We start from the raw sequence: 23,156 nt of genomic DNA on the forward strand, positions 1-23,156 counted from the left end.
GCCCACTCCTTACTCTTGCGGCGAAGCGGAACGCACGATAGAAACTGCCATCTGTTCCTCCAGAAAATGCTCGTTCAGACGTTGACCCACTTCTTCCAATGTAATCGACTCCAGCGTCGGCACGACGGAGAACAAATCGTTGCCGTTGAACTTGAAGCTTGTAAACTGGTTCGCGATAAACTCCACGGAATTGAGCGAGCGCAGGAAATTTCCGATCTTTTTCCGCTTGGCCCGCTCGAACTCTTCCTGGTTGATGCCTGTTTGCTTGAGTTGTGCAATTTCTGCTTTAATAGTCGCCACCAAACGGTCCGGGTCTGGCGTATCTCCCCCGATAATCGTATAGGCGTAGTCTTTTTCGCTGCTGTAGTCAAAATCAAAGCTCTCCGTAATCAGTTCGCTTTCGTACAGCCGCTCGTAGATGGCGGAGCTGGTTCCAAACGCGATGTCCAAAATGAGCTTTGTCGTCAAGTCCCGTTTCAGCAGCGCTTCCTTCGACAGTCCCGTTTCTTTTTCCTTGATGCCGATCATGCACTTCGGAAGACCGACCGTGAGAAACGCTTCGACTTTGGCCTGCGCCACAGCGGCAGGCTCATCCGGGAACACGCGGGTAATCTGCGGAGCAGGAGGAAACTCCTTCTTCGTCTGGTTCTCGCGGATCAGCTTCATGATCGACTCCGGTTCGAACGAGCCCACCACCAAAAGCAGCATGTTCGACGGATGGTAAAACGTCTCGTAGCACTGGTAAAGGTACTCTTTTGTGATATGCGAGATCGTCTCGATCGTGCCGGCAATCTCGATGTTGATCGGATATTTTTGGTACATGGCTTTGAGCAGGTTCATGTAGACTTTCCAGTCCGGATTGTCGTCGTACATCGTAATTTCCTGGCCGATGATTCCTTTTTCTTTCTCCACGCTGGCATCTGTAAAGTACGGGTCTTGCACGTAGTCCAGCAGCAGATTCAGGTTGTCATCCAGCTTGTCTGTGCACGAAAACAGATAAGCTGTGCGGTTAAAGCTCGTGAAGGCGTTGCACGATGCCCCGTTCTTGCTGAACTCGTGCATGACATCCCGGTCTTTTTTCTCAAACATTTTGTGTTCGAGAAAATGGGCGATCCCGTCCGGCACATTGATTTCTTCCCCGCTGCGCGTTTTGAAATGGCTGTCGATCGAGCCGTAACGCGTAGTAAAAACGGCGTACGTCTTGCTGAACCCTTGCTTGGGAACAAGGTAGACTTGCAGCCCATTGTCCAATGTTTCGTGGTAGACGGTTTCATTTACTTGGTCAAAAACGGTCGTCTGCATGATTACGCCTCTCCCTTCTTGTCGCGCAGCAAGTAGATCGTATCGATCGCTACCTTGTTCGCCACCCGTTTGATATCTTCGATGCTGGCCTGTTCAATCCCGGCGAGCAATTCGTCCAGCTTCCGCTTGCGGCCGCTGATGACGCCATTGTAGGTAAAATCGATCATGCCGCGGGCACTGTCCAGCAGCTCACGGAACTGGTTGGACAACGTGGCTCTCGTCTGCGACAGTTCTTCCTCGGAGATGTTGCCTGCGCGCATCTGCTCCAGCTGTTCCTTGATGATTTCCACCGCGCGCGAGTATTTGCCCACCTCGATGCCGGACATGATCATCATGATGCCTCTGTGGCTTTCCAGACGCGATACAGCGTAGTAAGCGAGGCTCTCTTTTTCCCGCACATTGACAAACAGCTTGGAGTGCGGGAATCCGCCCAAAATGCCGTTGTACAAGAGCAGCGCCGGATAATCGTCATCCTTGTACGTGACTTGTGTCCGGCAGCCGATATTCAGCTTGGCCTGATTCACGTCGAGTCGATCCACGACTTCTTTTTCCTCCGAAACCGTCTTGGCTGCGCCACCAATTTGCAGCTCGCCAACTTCTTTGCGCTCCAGCGGGATATGGGTGCGGATCGCTGCGGCCACTGCGTCTGGCTCCACGTCCCCCACTACGAACACGTTGATCGGGTTGGACGTTGTGATTTCTTTAAAATAGCGGTACAGCTCTTGTCCCGTGATGGCAGACAAGTCTTGCACCCGTCCTTGAACCAACAGGGCAAAAGGCTCGCCTTTGCACATCTCTTCCGTTACCCGCTGGTTGGCGTACTTCATCTTGTCATCAATCAGGCTTTCGACCCGTTTTTTCAATGTTTCTTTTTCCTGCGACACATACTTCTGCGCAAAAGCATTGTCTTGTACATAAGGGCGCACCAGCATGTCGCCTACGAACTGAATCGCCTGTTCCAGAAGGGCATCGCCTTCGGACAGGTACTTTTCATTCGGCACCTCCATGTAGATTTGCAGGATTTGCCGTTCGCCCTTTTTCATGACATCCACATCAAAAATGGCGCCATACAAAAAATCGAGGTGCGCGCGCAGGAGCTTCGTTTCCGGAAAACGCTCGCTTGCCCGCTTCATGACCATGGCCAAAAGCGCCGTCTTGGTCACGTGTTCCTCCGACAAAGCCTGCTCAATCATCGTCACAATTGTCGTTGTTTTGAATTTGGCGGTCGGAAGGATATGTACGTTCATCCCGTTAATTTGGGAGCTTTGAAACGCGATATCAGACGTCTGTGCTTTCATTGCAACTTCTCCCTTCTCCATCTGCGTATACTTCTCTATTGTAACCAATTGGCAGGCCATCTTTCATCAGAATCTTCCATTATAATTGCCCCGTCTTCCATCGTATGCTCCCCTGGCTTTCCGTACGACTCTCTTCCTCGCCGTCTTGTGCTTTGTTTTCTCCCTGTTTACAAGCAAAAAGAGCAAGCCGCCCTTTTCCGGCGCACTCGCTCTTTTTGCTACAAATCCATATAATCCCAGTCGCGGGTGTTATCTGAAACAGCGTCTTCCTCCACGAACCGGCCGCAATCGGAAGAAAGGCAAAGCACCCCGTCCAACTGCTCGTCGTGAAAAGGCAAACCGTGATTTCCGCCACAGTACGGACAAATCCACATACGAAGTCCTCCTTTTCATTGATCAGGATTCCCTATCGTATAGTCTGTCCCATTAAGCAAACAAGCTTACTACTTTCTTTTGCTCCCAGAAACGCAAATAGTCATACGGATCGACAGCCCGTCCGTTGTCGTTGCGATACAGCCCAAAGTGCAGATGCGGAGCGAACATCCCCACGGTGCCCGTTCCTCCGTAGCCCGTATCCCCGACAAAGCCGATCAACTGTCCTGCCTTGACCTCGCCGCCGATTCGCAATCCCGGTGCGTAGGCGCTCAAGTGAGCGTAATACATGCGAAACTGCCCATTTTTATCCGTAATATTGACTCGCCAGCCACCGTAAGTGTTCCAGCCCACCCGATTAATCGTCCCATCGGAAACCGAGTAGACAGGCGTTCCTTTCGGGGCCATGATATCGATGCCTTCGTGCCTGCGGACACTTCCGCTATTGCTTTCCGTCCATTCTCGATCCGATCCGAAGCTGTCGCCGTAAGGCTCGTACCAGCTCGCATCGTCAAAAGGAAACGAATAGCCTTTTCCTAGCAGACGCTGATCTCCCACTTTGCTCGACAGCGGGTGCTCCGCTTTTTTCGCAGCGTGCGGCAAAAACAAAATTTGCCCTACTATCAACTGATCGCCTGACAAGTAGTTGTTTTGCTTGATCGCACTCATCGTCGTCCCGTGCCGAAGCGCAATCGCTCCCAGCGTATCCTTTTGCTGAACCACGTACGGATTCCCCGCTTCCAGTACGCTTGCGGCGCGATCTTCGACAGGCTTTGTTTGCACATGGGCCACGGAAGCGAGTGCATCCCATTCGACCTGATAGCCGAGCGCCTCGCTGACAAACCGGAGCGGCACCAGCGTCCGCTTGTTGACAATGATCGGCGCCGTCTCCAGCGTGACGCGCTTCCCGTTCACATAGGCGAGTCGACTGTTTATATCCAAAGACACGTGTTCGCCTTTTTGATTAAACGCTACTCTTCGGTTGGTGGCATCATATGTAACCTGCGCGCCAGTCGCTTCCCCGATCACGCGAATCGGCACCAGCATCCGTCCGTTCTGCTTCAGCGGCAGCACATCCGAGTCCACTCCCCGTCCGTCCACCACAATCGATATCACCGGACCTGGCTCTGTTGCTTGCGCTGTACCGATTGCCACGAAACAAAGACAAACAAAAAATGCGCCCAGAATCCCGGCAGAACGTAAACGGCTGTGCTTTTGTAGCCAGCGGTTCATTCTATTCCCTCCCCGTGCAATCTCACATCAAAAATTATCGCACAGGGGATGGAACCGGTTCCAGACGCAAATTATGTCAACTTTTACTTAACGAGAGCCTGTATCGTACGGCTTGCCCAAGGCAGCTGGAGCGCTGGAGCGTCCAACCAGACCGGCCATGACCAAGATGGTCAGCACGTACGGAAGCATGAAAATAAATTCAGTCGGAATGTACTTGGTCAAACCGAAAATCTGCACCAAAGACTTGATCGCCTGGGCAACCCCGAAGAACAAAGCTGCTCCCATGGCTCCAGCCGGATGCCATTTTCCGAAAATCAGCGCCGCAATGGCGATAAACCCTTGTCCCGATACGGTATTATGGGAAAAGTTGCTCGTCGTGGTCAAAGAGATCGTCGCACCGCCCAATGCAGCCAGCGCGCCACTGATCATGACAGCTGTGTAACGCATTTTTTTCACGTTGATCCCCACTGTATCAGCAGCGCGTGGATGCTCACCAACTGCGCGCAGACGCAGACCGAATGGCGTCTTGAAGATCAAATACCAGGTAAAGAACACGGCAATAAACGCAAGGAAGCTGGTTGGGTACGCCTCAAAGATGGCATGTCCCAAATACGGAATGTCATGGAGAACCGGAATGCTCCATTTTGTAAAGACGCTCGACAAGGTCGTTGTCTGGCCTGCGCCGTTGAAAATAATTTTCGTCAAGTAGACAGACAAGCCCGCCGCCAAAAAGTTCAGGGCCACGCCGCTGACCGTTTGATCCGCTTTAAAGGTGACAGAAGCCACCGCATGCGGAAGCGCGAAAATCGCTCCGGCAACCCCGGCCAAGATAAAGCCAATCCAAGGAGCCAAAGGCCCCAGCGAATCCTGAAACGCGTAGGTCAGCACGGCACCTGTAAAAGCACCGATGATCATCATGCCTTCCAGGGCAATATTCACGACACCAGAGCGCTCCGAGTAGAGCCCGCCCAAAGAGGCAAAAATCAAGGCAGTGGAAAACACGATGGTATCATGAACGAGGTTGCTAATAATTAATCCCCAATCCATCAGTGCCCACCTTCCTTTTTCTTCTGCAAGATTGGTTTAACAAAAATCTTCACGATGCCGTGTGCCGCCACGAAGAAAATAACGGAGGCGATTACGACACGGATCAACTCAACAGGAACGCCCGCGCCGAATTTCATTCCAGCCGCCCCAAACGTGAGGATACCGAACAAAATCGCGGCAAGCACGACACCCAATGGCGTATTTCCGCCGATCAGGGCAACCGCAATTCCATCAAAACCATAGCCAGGCTGCGCCGTCATGATCGCTTGATAATGGAAGACTCCCAAAATCTCGCAAGCTCCACCGATTCCCGCAAACATTCCACCAATGAACATCGCTTTTACGACATTGCGGTTGACGTTCATCCCGGCGTATTCGGATGCGTGCGGATTCAGACCTACTGCGCGCAATTCATAGCCCGACTTTGTTTTCCAAAGAATGACGTAGAAGAAAATAGCGGCAAGGACAGCAATCAGTGTTCCCCAGTGCAGACGGGCACTGTCAAACATTTGCGAAAGCCATGTGATCGTGATCATCGATGATTCCTTGATCATTTCCGAACGTTGTTGGCCAGTTGGAATGAAGAAAGCATTCATCACCCAGTTAGCCAAATACAGAGCAACCCAGTTCAACATGATGCTCGTGATTACTTCGTTCACGCCGCGAGCGGCTTTCAAGTAACCGGCAATGGAACCCCACAAGCCACCTGCTACCGCACCCGCAATAACAGCGAGCGGAGCGTGGATGTAGGCAGGCAGGTCAAAAGAAACCCCAACGCTTGTAGCAGCGATCATCCCTACGATGAACTGCCCCTCAGCCCCGATGTTGAAAAGGCCTGTCCGAAAGGCAAACGCCACTGCAAGACCCGTAAAAATCAGCGGCGTAATTTGGCGAATCGTTTCCCCGAAGTTGTACGCGCTTCCGAATACTTTTTCAATCAGGGCCATGTAAGCCTGAATCGGGTTGAAGCCCCCTGCCAGCATCGCAATCGCACCCGTCAACAAGCCGAGAATGATTGCCACTACAGGGACGAGGAACGATTCTTTTGTAAAGACGGCTATCACTTTATTCATCGTTTCCTCCTCCAGGCATTCGTTTTCCACCGGACATCATCAAGCCCAGCTCTTGTTCACTTGTCGCTTTGGCATCGACGATTCCTACAATGCTGCCTTCGTAAATAACGGCAATCCGGTCGGATACGTTAATGATTTCATCCAACTCAAGCGAGAGCAGGAGAACCGCTTTTCCGTTGTCGCGCTGTTCAATCAGACGTCGATGGATGAACTCGATCGCCCCGACGTCCAAACCGCGAGTAGGCTGCGCCGCAATCAACAGATCAGGGTTCTTGTCCACTTCGCGGGCAATAATCGCCTTCTGCTGGTTACCACCGGACAAAGCGCGCGCTGGCGTGTAGATCGAAGGCGTGCGCACGTCAAATTCTTCGATAAGTTTGGCCGCATGCTTGTCAATCGCGCCATAATCGAGAAAACCGTTTTTGTTAAACGTTGGATGGAAATACGTTTCCAATACCATATTCTCGCTCATGGTGAAATCGAGAACCAATCCGCGCTTGTGACGGTCTTCCGGAATGTGGGACAAGCCCGATTCGGAAATGCTGCGCGGAGATTCGTTGGTGATTTCTTTACCATTGAGAAGGACACGGCCGCTGGTCGCTTTGCGCAACCCGGTCAATACTTCAATCAGTTCGCTCTGTCCGTTGCCGTCTACGCCTGCAATCCCGAGAATTTCGCCTGCGCGAACTTCGAGGCTGAGATTGTTCAGTGCGTTGACACCCCGGTTGCCCATCGCTGTCACGTTTTCGACAGCAAGGATCGTTTCCTTCGGTTTTGCTGCTATCTTGTCCACGTGGAAGCTGACTTCACGTCCGACCATTTTCGCAGCAAGCTCATCCGGATTGGTATCCTTAATCAATACAGAGTCAATCACTTTTCCGCGTCGGATGATGGTGCAGGCATTACATACCGCCATAATCTCTTTCAGCTTGTGGGTAATCAAAATAATGGTCTTGCCCTCTTTGACCAAGTTATGCATGATTTCAATGAGTTCATGAATTTCTTGAGGGGTCAGAACAGCAGTCGGCTCGTCGAAAATCAGGATGTCGGCCCCGCGATAAAGCGTTTTCAAGATCTCTACGCGTTGTTGCATACCTACGGAGATATCCTGAATCTTTGCTCTAGGATCAACCTTTAGTCCGTATTGATTCGAAAGCTTTTCCACCGCTTTTTCCGCGCTCTGGATATCTATTTGCAACCCGTTTTTCGGTTCGTTTCCCAATACAATGTTTTCTGTTACCGTAAACGTCTCCACAAGCATAAAGTGCTGGTGTACCATCCCGATGCCAAGTTCGTTGGCAACGTTCGGACTTGTAATTTTCACTGCTTTTTCGTTGATGAGGATTTCGCCCTCATCCGGTTGATACAGGCCAAACAAAATGTTCATTAACGTCGACTTGCCTGCGCCATTCTCGCCGAGAAGCGCATGAATTTCGCCTTGCTTGACAGAAAGCGTGATGTTATCGTTTGCCACAATCCCTGGGAACCGCTTGGTAATCCCTCGCATCTCAACTACTTTTTTTACCGAACTCAACCATGCTCACCCCATTTTTTTGGGTTAATGTGAAGGTAAAGAACAAGGCCAGTTCCTCGAACCAGCCTTGTCCCTTTGCCGCTTCATCGTTTTACTTGTCTGGCACTTGGATTTCGCCTTTAACGATTTTTTGCTTGTACTCATCAACCAGCTTCAGTACGTCTTCTGGAACGTTCTTCGTGGATGTGGAAGCCAAGCCTACACCGTCTTCAGCAAGACCGAGCCATTTGATTTTGCCGCCCTCGAATTTACCTTCGGACAGGTCTTTGGATACACGATATACAGCTTCGTCAACGCGTTTTACCATGGAAGTGAGAGTGATCTCATCGCCGAAAGTCAGGGATTGGTCTTTGTCTACACCGATTACCCAAACGTTTTCGCCTTTAGCTTTGCGGTCTTTTGCTTCGTTAAATACGCCATCACCTGTACCGCCGGAAGCGTGGAAGATGATGTCAGCGCCTTGACCGTACATTTGGGAAGCAGTGGATTTGCCAAGGTCAGGCTTGTCAAATGCACCTGTGTATACTTTGATTACTTTTACGCTAGGATCAGCAGCTTTCACACCTGCTTCGAAACCAACTTCGAAGCGTTTGATAACTGGAATTTCAACGCCGCCCACGAAACCAACTGTTTTCGTTTTGGACATTTTCGCTGCAACTACCCCAGCGAGGAAAGAACCTTCGTGCTCTTTGAAGAGTACGGATTCTACGTTTGGCGCGTCTACTTCAGCATCGATGATCGCCAGTTTTGCATCTTTGTTTTCGTCAGCAACTTTTTTCAGGTGGTCGCCCATCAGGAAACCGATACCCCAAGTCAGATCCCATTTGTCTTTTACAAATTGAGTCAGGTTAGGTACATACTCAGCATCACTTGTAGATTGCAGGTAGTTAACGCTGTCTTTCGGCAGATTCATGTCGGCTTGGAATTTTTGCAGACCTTCCCAAGCACTTTGGTTGAAGGAGTTGTCGTTTACGCCGCCAACGTCAGTAACCATACCAATTTTGACAGCTGTTTTGGCACCGCCTTCAGCGCCTCCAGTTTGACCTTGAGGTTGTGCTTCTGGTTTGCTTCCGCATCCGGCAAGAACCAGCGACAGGCTGAGTGTTGCCACAGAAAGCACGGATAGAACTTTCTTCATCTGAGATTACCCCCTGTTTTTAGTTGATGAAAATTGTTGAGTGAGGTTTCCCTCACGGTTACAACCGTCTCCGCACGACGTGAAAGTGAATTTTGTCAGCTCTGAAGTAGTTATGGGAGTATAAAACAGGCTTTTCACTTTCGTCGTAATGAATCTGCTTGAGCAAGAGCAGCGGTGTGGATTTGTCGCAATGCAGCAGATTGGAAACCTTTTCATTGTAGCCCATGGGTACAATGTGAGCCACCGCATAAGCGATCCGCACCCCAGTAGCGCTCTCCAGCCATTTGAAAATGGACTCTCCGCCAGCCGTATAGCCTTCTGGCACCAAGCGCGCGGGAATACGGTCTATGCAATAGACCACAGGTTCGCCGTCAGCTGTCCGAATGCGTTCTACCATCAGCACGCCTTCGCCTGGATTCAAGGCCAAGCTCTTACGCTCGTCTTCCCCAGATTCGCCAAAGGATGTCTTCAGGATCATCGTTCCTGCCGTGTACCCTTGACGCTCAATTGCATCCGTCACACTAAAGAGTTCCCCAATTCCCCCTGAAAAAACAGGTTTTGAATTGATAAAAGTACCGACTCCGTGCCTACGAATGACAATTTTCTCTTCTTCCAGAAGACGAAGCGCCTCGCGAAGTGTTGCCCTGCTTACACCTAACTGTTTGGATAGTTCGGCTTCGGACGGGAGGCGTTCACCAGCACGCAGCTGTCCGCTTTCAATATCGCTCTTGATTTTATCCATAACCAAGAGGAAAAGTGATCGAACGTTTCCTTTAATGCTCATCGTCAATTCACTCCTGTTGTCCTTCGAGCCATCCCAACAGGTAGGACGTCAGACCTCTGATTCTCATGAGACGTGATAGCAACAATTTCCCTCAATCTGTTAAAAATTTTACATGAGGGGCGTGTATCATGCAAGTCAAATCTTTTTGAACAACGGGTGGAAACGAAAAAAAATATCCCTCTCGTCAGCGAAAAAAAGACTTTGCTGGCTATGTTTTTCCAGCAAAGTCCATCCCTAGGATATATTGGATTCGATAGAAGGACGCGGAACGCGAACCTCTCGCGGTTTGGAGCCTTCATACGGCCCTACGATCCCTTGCGCTTCCATCATGTCGATCAACCGTGCGGCTCTCGTATAACCGACACGCAAACGGCGCTGCAACAGCGATGCGGAAGCAGTCTGTGCTTCGGACACGATCTGTACAGCCTGATCGTACAGATCGTCATCCACGACAGCCTGCTGTTCCTCTTGCACTTCGCCAGGAATCATTTCTTCGTTATAGCGAACTTCCTGCTGCTCTTTGACAAAGCGGACGACTTCCTCCACCTCTTTGTCCGATACAAAAGCGCCCTGAACGCGAATCGGCTTAGATGCTCCCATCGGCAACGACAGCATATCTCCTCGGCCGAGCAGCTTCTCGGCTCCTCCCATATCCAAAATCGTGCGGGAGTCCGCCATGGAAGACACGCCGAAGGCAATGCGGGAAGGGATGTTCGCCTTGATGACACCCGTGATGACATCGACAGACGGGCGCTGTGTGGCAATGATCAAGTGAATCCCCGATGCACGCGCCATCTGCGCCAAGCGGCAGATGGCGTCCTCCACTTCACCAGGAGCTACCATCATCAGGTCGGCAAGCTCGTCGACGATGACGACGATGTACGGCAAAGGTGTGCCTTGCACCTGGGCGTTGTACATTTCGATGTTGCGGCTGCCCGTTTTCGCAAACAGGTTGTAGCGCCGCTCCATTTCGGCCACGACTTTTTTCAGGGCGACAGACGCCCGTTTCGGGTCGGTCACTACCGGAGCCAGCAAATGCGGGATTCCGTTGTAAATGTTCAGCTCGACCATTTTCGGGTCGACCATCATCAGCTTGACTTCGTCCGGTCTTGCCTTGAACAAAATGCTCATGATCAAGCCGTTGATGCAGACAGACTTCCCGCTTCCCGTGGCTCCGGCCACAAGCAAGTGCGGCATTTTCGTCAGGTCAGCGACAATCGGCTCGCCAGAAATATCACGGCCCAAAGCTACGGTGAGCTTGCCAGGCGCATCCTGGTATTGCGGCGCTTCCAGCACTTCTCTCAGCGATACGACCGCTACCTCGGAGTTCGGTACCTCAATCCCGATTGCCGACTTCCCTGGAATTGGAGCCTCGATGCGAATGTCTTTGGCAGCCAGAGCCAAGGCCAAATCGTCTGTCAAACTGACAATTCTGCTCACTTTTACCCCGGTGGCAGGCTGAACCTCGTACCGGGTGACTGCTGGCCCGCGGTGCACTTCGGAAACCGTCGCGCTGACGCCGAAGCTTTTCAACGTCTGCACAAGCTTGGCCGCATTTGAGGTGTGATCGACGTCTTTGGCTGTACCTGCTTGGCGCGGTCTGGCGAGCATCTGCAAGCTCGGCAGCTCATAAGGTGCGGCTGGCTGTTCTTCTGCTGTCTCCAGCGTCCCGAAAATCTCTTCGTCTCCCTCCAGGGCAAACGTAATTTCCTGTGTCGCTTGCGCTGTGGCAGTCTTCGCCGGACGTGCTGCTGCGGCTGGCTCTACAGTCTCTTCATCCTCCAGAGCAATCCGGTCGGCAAAGTCGCGAATCACCGGGATGACGAGCTGTTCATTTGCCTGCTCATCGTGCGCTGTCCTGATCTCTCTAACAGGCAGCGGAGTCGCCTCTTGATCGGCGGTCTCTGCCAGCTTTTGCTTGCGTTGTTCGTCGGCTTCCTTCGTCGCTTGTTTTCTGCGCTCGCTCTCTTCCTGCAAAAGCTGCACGGAGTCTTTGACGGTCTCCTTTGCTTTTCCGTAAAAAAGCGCCATTTTGTCGCGGAGAAACATCACAATGTTCACATAAGACAGATTGAACAGAAACATGAGGCCGACGAGGAACAAGAAGACGATCATCAAGCCCGTCCCGATCGTCCCGACCAGACCGTTCGTGACGGCAAAGAACAGAGCGCCTACCATGCCTCCGCCTACTCCGGTTGTGGATACTTTTTGACTGTGATCCAGCCAGACCCGGTCCCAGGTCACGCGGATGATGCTCTGCTCCGCGAACTTGCCGTCTGCCGTGATCTGCTTGTACAAAATCATGTGGTCCCACGTCAAAATCGCCACCATGATCAGCACGATGCCAAGCACGCGATACGTCAAGCGCGGTGCCTGGCGGGTAAACATCATGAACACAGCCATGACAATCATCAGCACCGGGAGCAAGAAATCCCAGGAGCCCGCAATAAAGCGGAACAGAAAAGCCAGAACGTTTTTGCCCAGCCACCCGCTTTCGAGCAGTCCGATTAAGGACAGCACAATAATGAGCAGTCCCAGCAGCTCTATTTTGACAACTGAGGCCAATGCCGCTTGCGACCGCTCTTTTTTTCTTCTACTCAATGGCACGCCTCCTTCTTGTGCTTTTTCCAGATATGTACAAAATGGTAAAAAGGCAGCCGTATTTTGTTCGGCTGCTGTTCGTACACAATTAGTATAACACAGGAAATTCATAGAAATACAGGACTTCTTAGACGAGCCATTCGGGGCGAAATTGAACTTTTTGTCCAGGGGCATAGTGCGGTTTCAAATAATCTTGCGGGTCTGGACTGATCAAACGGACAATTCTTCCTTCATACGGTCCGGTGCGCTCTACCAGCATCGTCGCGTGACCGTTCGTAATTTCTTCCAGCTCCTGCTTTTCGACCTGCTCCATATTGGCAAATACCGTTTCCGTCGGGATAATCGAGTACAAAATCATTGGAGAACGCGCTCCTCCCCGCTGCGTGCTTTCTCGATCAGCTCATTCAGCTTTTTCAACGCCTTGCCCAAGCCTCCGACCTCATCGATTAAGCCATACTTGACGGCATCGACACCGATGACGTTTGTTCCGATGTCGCGAGTCAACTCGCCTGTGCGCGTCATCAACTCGCGAAACTTTTCTTCGGAGATGTTGGAGTGGCGAGCGATAAAGCTGACGACGCGATCCTGCATTTTGTCCAGGTATTCAAACGTTTGCGGCACGCCGATCACAAGGCCAGTCAAGCGGATCGGATGAATCGTCATCGTGGCTGTCTCCGCGATAAAAGAATACGAGCCGGCAACTGCAATCGGCACGCCAATGCTGTGTCCGCCGCCAAGAACGAGCGTCACGACCGGCTTGGACATCGACGACACCATCTCGGCGATCGCCAGCCCTGCTTCAACGTCTCCCCCGACCGTGTTCAAAATGACGAGTACGCCTTCGATTTTGTTGTTCTGCTCGGCTGCCACGAGCTGCGGAATGAGGTGTTCGTACTTGGTCGTCTTGTTTTGCGGAGGCAGCTGAATATGCCCTTCTACTTGCCCGATAATGGTCATACAATAAATATTGCTTTCCAGTTGCGGAACATTCGTTTGCCCCAGCTGGGTGATGGAGTCCAAGAGCTTTTTCTTCGGATCTTCCTGCGCAGGCGCTTCAGGCGGAGCAACGGCAGGCTCCTGCTCTTCCGGAGGTGAGCTTTGTGGCGCTGGGCCTTTGTTATTGTTCAGTGCTGTGCTTGCAAATGGGGGCTTATTTAAAAATTGGTTGTATGGTTGCTTCGACATGGATGATACTCCCTCCCTTTCCTCTGTAGTATGGATAGCAGGTGGGAAAATCATGCGCCCGGGCAAGCCAAAAAAAGCCAGGAACCCCTGTGGTTACAGAGGATTCCTGACTCTTTGCTTGCTTACACTTCCATGATAATCGGCAAGATCATCGGACGGCGACGAGTTTGTTCGTACAGGTAACGTCCCAACGATTCTTTTACATTGTTTTTGAGGGATGACCATTCATTTACGTTTTCTTCCATGCACTTGACAAGTGTTTGGGTCACTATGCGATTCGCTTCATCCAGCAATTCCTCGGATTCACGCACATAGACGAAACCGCGAGAGATGATGTCTGGACCAGAAAGAATCGTGCCATTTTGTTTGCTGAGTGTAACGACAACTACCAGTATGCCATCTTGTGACAGTAATTTGCGATCTCTAAGTACGATGTTTCCTACATCGCCGACACCGAGGCCGTCGATCAGGACATTGCCCGCGTGGACTTTCGGGCCGTAACGCGCCCGTCCACCGGAGATTTCCACCGTGTCGCCGTTATCCAGCAAAAAGATGTTCTCCTCCGGGATGCCAACCTGTTCAGCGAGGAGCGAGTGCGTTTTGAGCATCCGGTATTCGCCGTGAACAGGAATAAAGTACTTAGGCTTCATTAAATTCAACATCAGGCGCAACTCTTCCTGGCTGCCATGACCGGAGACGTGGACGGTTCCGTTTGGTCCATGGCCGCCATAAATGACGTCAGCGCCAATTCTCGAAAGCTGGTCAATCGTGCGTGCAACATACTTTTCATTCCCCGGAATCGGGGTCGCTGCGATGATGACCGTATCTCCTGGAAGGATGTCAATTTTCCGATGGGCGGATCGGGCCATGCGTGTGAGCGCAGACATTGGCTCTCCTTGGCTTCCAGTAGATAAAATAACGACTTGCTCAGCAGGCAGCTTGTTGATTTCGTCGCTCTCGACAATCAAGCCGTCCGGAACGAACAAATAACCCAGCTCTCTGCTGATATTCATGACATTTTGCATGCTTCGGCCAACAACCGTCAGCTTGCGGTTGAACTGCACCGCTGCATCCACAACCTGCTGAATGCGGTGAACGTTGGATGCGAAGGTAGAAACGACGATGCGTCCCGTCGCCTTGCTGAAAACATCCTTGATCGCGATGCCAACAGAGCGCTCCGATCCGGTAAATCCTGGACGTTCTGCATTGGTACTGTCCGACAACAGGCACAGCACTCCACGATCGCCAATCATCGCCATTTTGGCCAAGTCGGCTGCCTGGTTATTGATTGGTGTTTGATCGAACTTGAAGTCCCCGGTGTGGACGACGTAGCCTTCCGGTGTGTCCAGGCATACTCCCACGCAATCCGGGATACTGTGATTCACCCGGAAAAAGGTCGCTTTCATTTTCCCGAGGACAACCTCTGAATCACTGTTGATCAATACTCGTTTCGTTTCGTTTAGAATACCCGCTTCTTTCAATTTTGCATCAATCAGACCGAGGGTAAGTTTTGTCGCATAAACCGGGACTTTCAAATGCTTCAGCACGTAGCTGAGGCCGCCGATGTGGTCTTCGTGTCCATGCGTAATAATAATACCCCGAACTTTATCACGGTTCTCTTCCAAGTAGGTGATATCCGGAATCACCATGTCAATTCCCAGCATTTCCTCTTCCGGGAATTTCAATCCGGCATCAATCACTACGATGTCGTCCCCGCTTTGTACCACGTACATATTCTTCCCAATTTCGCCGACTCCGCCCAGGGCGAAAATGAGAACAGAGTGATTCGACTTTGCCAAACGTGTAACCTCCTATATTTAGTTGTCATGTCCACTCAAAAAAACCGCCCCAAATCACTTGTTTTCATTATACCCGAAGTGAAAACCTGAACACAAGGAAAAAGAGCCATCCCGTTTATGGAATGGCTCTTGGTCTTCTTGTTATTGGGCTTCTTAGGCGAACAAGGAGTGGACAAACGCTTTTTCCTGTTCGTTCAGCTCGACCAATGGCAGACGAACTCCACCAGTGGCTACTCCCAGTTTTTCCAGAGCGACTTTTGTCGGCCCAGGACTTGGATAAGCGAACAGTCCGTCGAACACAGGCACGAGCTTGCGATGAATGCTCGCCGCTTCCGCATGGTTGCCCTGGAAAAAAGCGTCCATCATCTCCGTCATTTGCCGGCCGACAACGTGACTGGCTACACTGACAATCCCCACTCCGCCAATGGACAAAATCGGCAAAGTCAGTCCGTCATCACCGCTGTACAGCTCAAAGCCTTCCGGAGCATGCTCGATAATTTGCGCCATTTGGCTCAAATTGCCGGATGCTTCTTTGATGCAGACCACATTGGGCAGCTGGGCCAAGCGCAAGGTCGTCTCCGCAGTCATATTCACGACAGAACGGCCCGGCACGTTGTACAGCATGACCGGAAGCTCTGTGGACTCTGCCAGCGCTTTGAAATGAGCGTACAGGCCCTCCTGAGACGGCTTGCTGTAGTAAGGAGCGACGACCATCACGGCATCTACGCCAATCGATTGAACAGCCTCGGTGAACTCGATGCTCGCTGCGGTGTCATTGCTGCCTGTTCCAGCGATAATATGGCACTTCCCTTTTGCATAAGCGACTGCGTGGCGAAACAGCTCCAGCTTCTCCGCACGGGAGAGCGTCGGCGATTCGCCAGTTGTGCCGCTCAGCACGATCCCTGTCGTTCCGTTTGCGATCAGGTGATCGATCAGGCGTTCCGTTTTATCGAAATCGATCTGTAATTGTTCATTAAAAGGCGTTACCATCGCGGTAACAAGCCGACCAAAACGTGCCACTAGCTTTCCAACTCCTCTTGTTGTGATCAGTAGGCATCAAAAATGAAGATAAGATCGCTCACATATGGTGGGCATGGAGATTGAACTGCTGATGCAAGGCGCGTACGGCCCGCACCATATCCATCTCATGCACCAAAACCCAGATGGTCGTATGGGAGTCAGCTGACTGAAGAATCTGGATGTCTTCCTGCGTCAATGCCTCTACGATTTGTGCCATGACGCCCGGCACTCCCGTCATTCCTGCCCCGATTACCGACACTTTCGCGCAATGCGGCAAGAGCTGCGGCTCATATCCCATGTCCGTCAGCAGCTCGGCTGCTTTGGCTCCCATCTCATCGTGAACCGTGTAAGCAACCCCTAACGGATTCACGTTGATGAAATCGACACTGATATTATTGGTTGCCATGGTTTTGAAAACTTGCAGCTGTGTATCGTAGTACCCTTCCTTGTTGGCTACCTTGATCTGCGTAATATTCGGCACGTGGGCGATCCCCATGACGACTCTGTCCTGAACCGAGTAGCCTTTTTTGCCGATCTCCAGCATGGTCGTCACAAGTGTGCCAGGGTCGTCCGAAAACGTAGAGCGGACACGAATCGGCACGTTGGCCTGCATCGCGATTTCTACCGCTCGTGGATGGATGACTTTTGCTCCGAGGTGAGCCATGTTGCAAATTTCCGTGTAAGTCACCATTTCCAGCGGCTGCGCTTCTTCGACGATCCGCGGGTCCGCTGTCATGATGCCTTCCACATCGGTAAAAATGTCCACCATTTCCGCTTGCAGGGCAACGCCGAGCGCTGTTGCTGTCGTGTCGCTGCCCCCGCGGCCGAGCGTCGTAATTTCCCAATCGACCGTCCTTCCCTGAAACCCGGGAACGATCACCACTTGACCCGCTTGCAAGTCTTGCAAAATGCGGCTCGGGTCAATGGTCGTAATTTGCGCGTTGGTAAAATCGTCGCTGGTCACGATGTTGGCCTGACCGCCTGTCAAAATCGTCGCTTTGATTCCACGCGCGTTCAACATGCTGCACATGACTGTAGCGGAGATGATTTCCCCCGTATGCATCAGCATATCCATTTCACGACGAGGCAGTTGGTTCCCATTGGAGCGAACCAACTGCAAAAGAGTATCGGTTGCATATGGGTCACCCTTGCGCCCCATGGCCGATACGACAACGACGAGGGCATAGCCTTCGTCGATCGCCTTTTCTATATGGTAGATTGCCCGCATCCGGCAATCTTCCGTCGTCAAGGAAGAACCACCGAACTTCTGGACGAGAATCTTCACAAACCTCTCCCCTATGCTCTTGCTTTGATGAGTTCTTCAGCGATTTGTACTGTATTCCATGCTGCACCTTTGAGAAGGTTGTCAGATACGATCCACATATGCAGTCCTCGAGGGTGATGGAGATCACGACGCAAGCGGCCGACAAAAATATCCAGCTTGCCAGTAGCATCCGTAGCCAGAGGATACTGCTGTTCTTGCGGCGCGTCTACCACCACTACGCCAGGGGCGTTTTCCAAGAGTGCTTTTACTTCGTTCAGGTCGTAATCCTGTTTCAATTCGACGTATACCGACTCACTGTGTCCGTAAACGACCGGAATGCGTACGCATGTGGCAGAAACCAGCACCGTGTCATCACCGAAGATTTTTTTGGTTTCATTCACCATTTTCATCTCTTCGTAAGTAAAACCGTTGTCGGTAAACACATCAATTTGCGGAATCGCGTTAAAGGCAATTTGATGGTGAACAGGCAGCTTGCCAACAGGCAGAACCTGACATTGTGCCTCTTTGCCGTCAAGCACGTCGCGGCTCTGTTCGTGCAACTCATTGATTGCCGATTGGCCTGCGCCAGAAACTGCCTGGTAAGTAGAAACGATAATGCGGTCTATTCCAAAACGATCATACAAGGGTTTCAGAGCGGCTACCATCTGAATGGTGGAGCAGTTCGGATTCGCAATGATTCCATTATGGGCGAGAGCGGCATCCATGTTTACTTCAGGCACCACCAGAGGAACATCCGGGTCCATCCGGAACGCGCTGGTATTGTCAATGACGACAGCACCGTGGCGCACTGCATGATGAGCCAGTTCCTTGCTCACGGAGCCACCCGCGCTAAACAAGGCAAAATCGATTCCCGCAAAGCTATCAGGAGTTGCTTCTTCCAGGACAACTTCTTGTCCCTTGAACGTGACCGTCTTGCCGGCAGAACGTCCAGAAGCAAGCAGCTTGAGCTGTTTAATGGGGAAGTTGCGCTCTTCCAGCAAGCGAATCATTTGTTGTCCGACTGCGCCAGTCGCACCGACTACTGCTACATTGTAAGTCAGTTGGTTAGCCATCTCTTACTCTCCTCCTAATCGCAAAAAAGCAGGTAAATTGTTTTTTCTGTCGTTTTGTTTAGTAGTTGAACCTTTCGATGAGCAAGGGTTGCAATTGCCTACCTTCCAATGCTGCCTCGCATGTTTCCAGTAACAGATCCATGCGGGCTACGAGCGAGTTTGGCTTTTTATCCGGAGCATCCTGCCCGAATGGCACGAAATAGATATTCTTCGCCGCCAACAGCTTGGCAATATTGGCAGCATTTAATCCCAAACCATCGTTCGTGGAGATTGCGATGACAAGCGGTCGCAAATTGCGCATGGTCGCTTTGGCCGCCATGAGGACGGCGCTGTCGGTAATCGCGTTTGCCAGGCGGCTGGTCGAGCTGCCTGTGCATGGTGCAATCAACATAACGTCCAACAATTTTGAAGGGCCCAAAGGTTCTGCCTGGGGAATCGTTGAAATCAGTTCCTCCCCTGTCAAATCCTTGATTTGCTGCTGCCAGCTTTGCGAGGTGCCAAAACGCGTATCCGTCGTCATGATTGTATTCGAAACAATCGGGATGACTCTTGCTCCAGCATCCACAAATCGCTTGATCTGCGGCATCGTCTCTTCAAACGTGCAATGCGATCCAGACAATCCGAAACCAATGGTCTTCCCCTGCAGACTGCTCATGATGATGACTCCCCCCTGGTTATCCTCTGCTCCGCAATGAGACGAGACAAAGTCTGGGCCAAAATCTGCCCTGCGGTTTTCGGTGCAACGATTCCAGGCAATCCGGGAGCGAGAAGCGCTTTAATGCCTCTTCTTTCGGCGTATCGAAAATCTGTCCCTCCCGGTTTGGAGGCAAGATCGAGAATAAACGCCGACTGCGGCATTTGAGCGATTACCTCTGCCGTGAGTAGTAGCTGCGGGATGGTATTAAAAATGAAATCAGCATTCGTGACTTGTTGCTTTAGCTCACTGATCGGGAAGGGAGTCAATCCCATCTCATAGATGCGTGCCAAGTGTTCCTGACGCCTAGCCCCCACTCTTACACGGGCTCCCAGTGCATGCAGGGCCCGGGCCATAGACAAACCTGTTCGTCCCAATCCCAAAACAATTGACGAAGATCCATGAATCGTGATATCCGTATTTTGAATCGCCATCATCAGCGCTCCCTCCACAGTAGGGATGGAGTTGTATATGGCTACGTCATCTCGATCCAGCAGTTCCACAAGCGGAACTTGCTTGGATGCCAACAGTTTTTTCAGGTAAGGTTTAGCCATTCCCGTATATACCACACAATGCTTAGGCAAGCTCTCCACGTGTTGATCCAGAAGCTGCATTTGTTTGGAGCAAAAAATGCTTTCCACAAAGCCTTGGTCATCGGTTCCTACGATGGGCAGGATGAGGGCGTCCACGTCTTTCAACACATCGCATGTTAATGGTCTCTTCGTTGCCCCTGTAAAATTGCTTTCCAGGTTGTCGAAGCCAACTAACGTGACACTGGCGTCCAGCTGAATGCATCGCTTGATGACTTCCAGCTGGCGAGCGTCTCCGCCAATGAAGGCAACATGTATGCCCGTTAGCATGCTGCGTTCCCCTTTCCACACATTTTACTGCATTAAATGATCGGAACGCAAAGGTTTTCCTTTTGAAAAAGTTGTCGGAAGTCCGTGCGCTCTACCCCCATCCTATTCGGCTTGCGCTACTTCGGTGACAGCAGAGCCTACTTTTGCGAAGCCTGTGTCTCTTCTTGTCCGAGCGAGACGATGACCATGTCCGGACCGATTTTCACGATGGAGCTCCACGGGATCACCAGGTCTTCGCGTTTTTTGCCGAAGCCAAAAAAGCTGCTGCCTGGCAAAATGATCGACTGAATCGCGCCGTTTTCCGGCTGGATGACGAGGTCGGAGTCGCTGATCACCCCCATTTTTTCCCCGTTGTCCAAGCCGATGATTTCTTTGCCGCCCAGTTCGCTAAGCCGCATTGGCCAAGCCCCCCTTTGTCCTTGTTTGCGTTACTGTTGATATACGCAAAAAAATCCGGGCTATGCCGGATTTTTCGCAAAGGGAAAAGCTATAGCAAAATGTCGTTTTTCACGTTGGCAGGGTATCCCTCAAGCGGGCTTACCATCGCCATCGCCAGCTTCGAGCGGAACAGCTCCTGCGCGACAGCCAGGACAGATTCGTGCGAGACGCGGTCGATTTTGGCGATGATCTCGTCCAGATTGAGGTGGCGTTCCAGGAGCAGCTCGTTTTTGCCAAGGCGGCTCATCCGGCTGTTGGTGCTTTCCAGGCTGAGCATCAGGCTGCCTTTCAGCTGCTCTTTTCCTTTGTTCAGCTCTTTGTCGGAGATGCCGCGGTCAGCCACATCGCGCAGGACGTTTGTCACGATATCGAACACTTGACCCACGTGCTCAGGCGCTGTGCCCGTATACACAGTGAAAGTTCCCGCTTCCTTGTAGGAAGAATGGTACGAATAGACCGAGTATGCCAATCCCCGCTCTTCGCGAATTTCCTGGAAGAGACGCGAGCTCATGCTGCCTCCCAATACGTTGTTCAGCAAAATGAGCGAGTACACATCCGGGTGACCGACTTTAAACCCTGGCAGGGACAGGCACAAGTGCGCCTGCTCAGTCGCTTTGTTGTGGGCGATTACATTCGCAGCAAACTCGGGTTCTGACAGAGGCGCCAGCTTGCCTTGGCGCGAAAAGCCGCTGAAGCGCTTCTTGATCTCTTCAATGAGGTTGTCATCAAAGTTCCCCGCTACCGTCACCACTGTATTGGACGGAAGGTAGTGGGCGTCGATGTAGCTCAGCAAATCGTCGCGTTTCAGACTGCGCAGGACGTCTTCCGTACCCAAAATCGAGTAGCCGAGCGGGTGTTTGCTGTAAGTAGCCCTGGCAATCAAATCGTGCACAAGATCGTCAGGCGTATCCTCGTACATGCTGATTTCTTCAATGACGACATTTTTTTCTTTTTCCAGTTCCTCTGCGTCGAAGACAGAGTGGAAATACATATCGGAAAGCACGTCTAACGCGATCGGTGCGTGCTGGTCGAGCACTCGCGCATAATAGCAGGTGTACTCTTTCGATGTGAATGCGTTTACGTTTCCGCCGATCTCATCAAAAGTCTCCGCGATTTCTTTCGCAGACCGGGTACTTGTACCTTTAAAAAACATATGCTCAAGAAAATGGGAAATCCCGTTGTTTTTCTCCTGTTCATATTTCGAACCGGTCCCCACCCAGATGCCCAAAGCAACAGAGCGAACGGACGGAATTTTTTCCGTCACAATTCGAAGACCGTTTTCACATGTATGACGTTGTATCACGCAAATCCTCCTCGGTTGATCATCTCTCTATCCGCAACTTCCGGGAAATGGCTGTAAACACGTCTAACTATAGCAAACTTCTTTTGTCTCCACAATAAATGAGCTTGTTTTCCCATCACGGGAGTCGGCGGCTGGACAAAACTTCCGAGACGGTGACGGGCTGAAACCCCTTTTTCTTGGCGATTGTCAGCAACTGGTCGAGACTCGCCTGTGACGCGGCTGTCGGGTGCATCAGCACCAATGTTCCGTTGCTCATCAAACCGCTGATCTTTTTAATCACGAAGCTGGGAGAAGGCTTTTTCCAGTCTACCGTATCCGCCGTCCACATAATCGTCTTCATCTGGTACGAGGAGTGGGCAATTTGAACCACCTGCTTGTTGAATGCACCCGAAGGAGGGGCGAACAAGATGGGCTTGATCCCCAGCGTCTTGCTGATGATCTCCTGTGTCCGACTGATCTCTTGATGAATGCGCTGCGTGCCCAGGGTGCTCATGTCAGGATGCGAGTAGGCATGGTTGCCAATCTCGTGTCCACGCTCTGCAATTTTTTTCGCCTCTTCCGGATAGCGTTTGACCCACGAGCCATCCAGAAAAAACGTCGTCTTCACTTGATGCTTATCCAACGTATCCAGCATGGAGTCCAAGTATTCGTTGCCCCAGGCCACATTTATCATGAAGGAGATCGTCGGCTTTTTCGGATTTCCGCGATAGATCGGCTGTGCGCCAAGCTGGTCAAGTGAAATCGCGGGAGGTACTTCTTTATATACCAACATTTCCGGTCCTGCTACTCCCGTTGCCAACATTTTCTCGACGGAAGCGTCCACATCGACGATTCGCCCGTTGTAGCCGGGAATGGCTTTCCATGTCGGATCAATGACCGCGTCGATCGGCGCTTCATCCCGCTCGGCTTTCCACTTCTCCACCTGGGCGCGCAACCGTTCTTTTTCATCCAAAATTTTTTCCGCCGTTACGGTCTGTTCCTTTTTCACAAAGCTGATATATTCGTGAATTGGCTGGTATTGCAGCAGCATGATCATTCCGACTGCGACAAAGACCGTAACCCAAAGCCTGCTCTTTCTTTCCGCCATCGTGGAGCCAGCCCTCCTTATGTACGTACAAGTCTCTCTTTGTCCAATGTA

General features: G+C 51.5%; 21 protein-coding genes. All 21 read right to left on the reverse strand.

Going from position 1 to position 23,156, the window contains the following annotated elements; genetic code table 11:
* Window positions 1-9: 9 nt before the first annotated feature.
* Window positions 10-1,302: an EF-P 5-aminopentanol modification-associated protein YfmH gene (gene yfmH / locus NST23_RS15965; protein ID WP_122965249.1), complete on the reverse strand. Its 1,293-nt coding sequence runs from the start codon at window positions 1,300-1,302 to the stop codon at window positions 10-12.
* A 2-nt stretch (window positions 1,303-1,304) separates the two neighbouring features.
* On the reverse strand, window positions 1,305-2,600 hold the full coding sequence (gene yfmF, locus NST23_RS15970) for an EF-P 5-aminopentanol modification-associated protein YfmF (protein WP_340964087.1): 1,296 nt from the start codon (window positions 2,598-2,600) through the stop codon (window positions 1,305-1,307).
* Between the two features lie 218 nt (window positions 2,601-2,818).
* On the reverse strand, window positions 2,819-2,974 hold the full coding sequence (locus NST23_RS15975) for a hypothetical protein (protein ID WP_167470329.1): 156 nt from the start codon (window positions 2,972-2,974) through the stop codon (window positions 2,819-2,821).
* A 52-nt stretch (window positions 2,975-3,026) separates the two neighbouring features.
* The gene (locus tag NST23_RS15980; protein ID WP_173598868.1) at window positions 3,027-4,205 is read right to left on the reverse strand and encodes a stalk domain-containing protein; all 1,179 of its coding nucleotides are present in this window, start codon (window positions 4,203-4,205) and stop codon (window positions 3,027-3,029) included.
* A gap of 87 nt (window positions 4,206-4,292) precedes the next feature.
* On the reverse strand, window positions 4,293-5,252 hold the full coding sequence (locus tag NST23_RS15985) for an ABC transporter permease (protein ID WP_122965246.1): 960 nt from the start codon (window positions 5,250-5,252) through the stop codon (window positions 4,293-4,295).
* Window positions 5,252-6,325 carry an ABC transporter permease gene (locus NST23_RS15990; protein ID WP_173596502.1) on the reverse strand — a complete coding sequence of 358 codons (1,074 nt, stop codon included), beginning with the start codon at window positions 6,323-6,325 and terminating at the stop codon, window positions 5,252-5,254. Before NST23_RS15990 ends, NST23_RS15985 begins: the two co-directional genes overlap by 1 nt.
* On the reverse strand, window positions 6,318-7,832 hold the full coding sequence (locus NST23_RS15995; protein ID WP_173596609.1) for an ABC transporter ATP-binding protein: 1,515 nt from the start codon (window positions 7,830-7,832) through the stop codon (window positions 6,318-6,320). Before NST23_RS15995 ends, NST23_RS15990 begins: the two co-directional genes overlap by 8 nt.
* Before the next feature lie 118 nt (window positions 7,833-7,950).
* On the reverse strand, window positions 7,951-8,997 hold the full coding sequence (locus tag NST23_RS16000) for a BMP family lipoprotein (RefSeq protein WP_122965243.1): 1,047 nt from the start codon (window positions 8,995-8,997) through the stop codon (window positions 7,951-7,953).
* A 58-nt stretch (window positions 8,998-9,055) separates the two neighbouring features.
* Entirely contained in the window at window positions 9,056-9,781 is a 726-nt protein-coding gene (locus NST23_RS16005) for a GntR family transcriptional regulator (protein ID WP_173596501.1), read from the reverse strand.
* Window positions 9,782-10,015: 234 nt separating this feature from the next.
* On the reverse strand, window positions 10,016-12,388 hold the full coding sequence (locus NST23_RS16010) for an FtsK/SpoIIIE family DNA translocase (RefSeq protein ID WP_122965241.1): 2,373 nt from the start codon (window positions 12,386-12,388) through the stop codon (window positions 10,016-10,018).
* Between the two features lie 121 nt (window positions 12,389-12,509).
* A complete protein-coding gene (locus NST23_RS16015) occupies window positions 12,510-12,740 on the reverse strand; it encodes a YlzJ-like family protein (RefSeq protein WP_063227577.1) in 231 nt (76 codons plus the stop codon).
* Window positions 12,737-13,567 (reverse strand): ClpP family protease, encoded by an 831-nt coding sequence (locus tag NST23_RS16020; RefSeq protein ID WP_122965240.1) that lies wholly within the window; start codon window positions 13,565-13,567, stop codon window positions 12,737-12,739. Before NST23_RS16020 ends, NST23_RS16015 begins: the two co-directional genes overlap by 4 nt.
* 122 nt (window positions 13,568-13,689) lie before the next feature.
* Window positions 13,690-15,366, reverse strand: coding sequence for a ribonuclease J (locus NST23_RS16025; RefSeq protein ID WP_122965239.1), 1,677 nt, complete (start codon window positions 15,364-15,366; stop codon window positions 13,690-13,692).
* Window positions 15,367-15,519: 153 nt separating this feature from the next.
* Complete coding sequence (gene dapA / locus NST23_RS16030) at window positions 15,520-16,386, reverse strand: 4-hydroxy-tetrahydrodipicolinate synthase (RefSeq protein ID WP_122965238.1); 867 nt, start codon at window positions 16,384-16,386, stop codon at window positions 15,520-15,522.
* 58 nt (window positions 16,387-16,444) lie between these two features.
* Entirely contained in the window at window positions 16,445-17,671 is a 1,227-nt protein-coding gene (gene dapG / locus NST23_RS16035; RefSeq protein ID WP_122965237.1) for an aspartate kinase, read from the reverse strand.
* An 11-nt stretch (window positions 17,672-17,682) separates the two neighbouring features.
* Window positions 17,683-18,723: an aspartate-semialdehyde dehydrogenase gene (locus tag NST23_RS16040; protein ID WP_063227582.1), complete on the reverse strand. Its 1,041-nt coding sequence runs from the start codon at window positions 18,721-18,723 to the stop codon at window positions 17,683-17,685.
* Between the two features lie 58 nt (window positions 18,724-18,781).
* Entirely contained in the window at window positions 18,782-19,378 is a 597-nt protein-coding gene (locus NST23_RS16045; RefSeq protein WP_063227583.1) for a dipicolinate synthase subunit B, read from the reverse strand.
* Window positions 19,375-20,277, reverse strand: a complete 903-nt coding sequence (dpsA, locus tag NST23_RS16050; RefSeq protein WP_281868742.1) for a dipicolinate synthase subunit DpsA — start codon at window positions 20,275-20,277, stop codon at window positions 19,375-19,377. Before dpsA ends, NST23_RS16045 begins: the two co-directional genes overlap by 4 nt.
* Window positions 20,278-20,414: 137 nt before the next feature.
* On the reverse strand, window positions 20,415-20,675 hold the full coding sequence (locus NST23_RS16055) for a YlmC/YmxH family sporulation protein (protein ID WP_122965235.1): 261 nt from the start codon (window positions 20,673-20,675) through the stop codon (window positions 20,415-20,417).
* Window positions 20,676-20,764: 89 nt separating this feature from the next.
* Window positions 20,765-22,018, reverse strand: coding sequence for a M16 family metallopeptidase (locus NST23_RS16060; protein WP_122965234.1), 1,254 nt, complete (start codon window positions 22,016-22,018; stop codon window positions 20,765-20,767).
* A gap of 115 nt (window positions 22,019-22,133) precedes the next feature.
* Window positions 22,134-23,105 carry a polysaccharide deacetylase family protein gene (locus tag NST23_RS16065; protein ID WP_280648467.1) on the reverse strand — a complete coding sequence of 324 codons (972 nt, stop codon included), beginning with the start codon at window positions 23,103-23,105 and terminating at the stop codon, window positions 22,134-22,136.
* Window positions 23,106-23,156 lie beyond the last annotated feature (51 nt).

The sequence above is a fragment of the Brevibacillus sp. FSL K6-0770 genome (assembly GCF_038000275.1).
GTDB lineage: Bacteria > Bacillota > Bacilli > Brevibacillales > Brevibacillaceae > Brevibacillus > Brevibacillus parabrevis.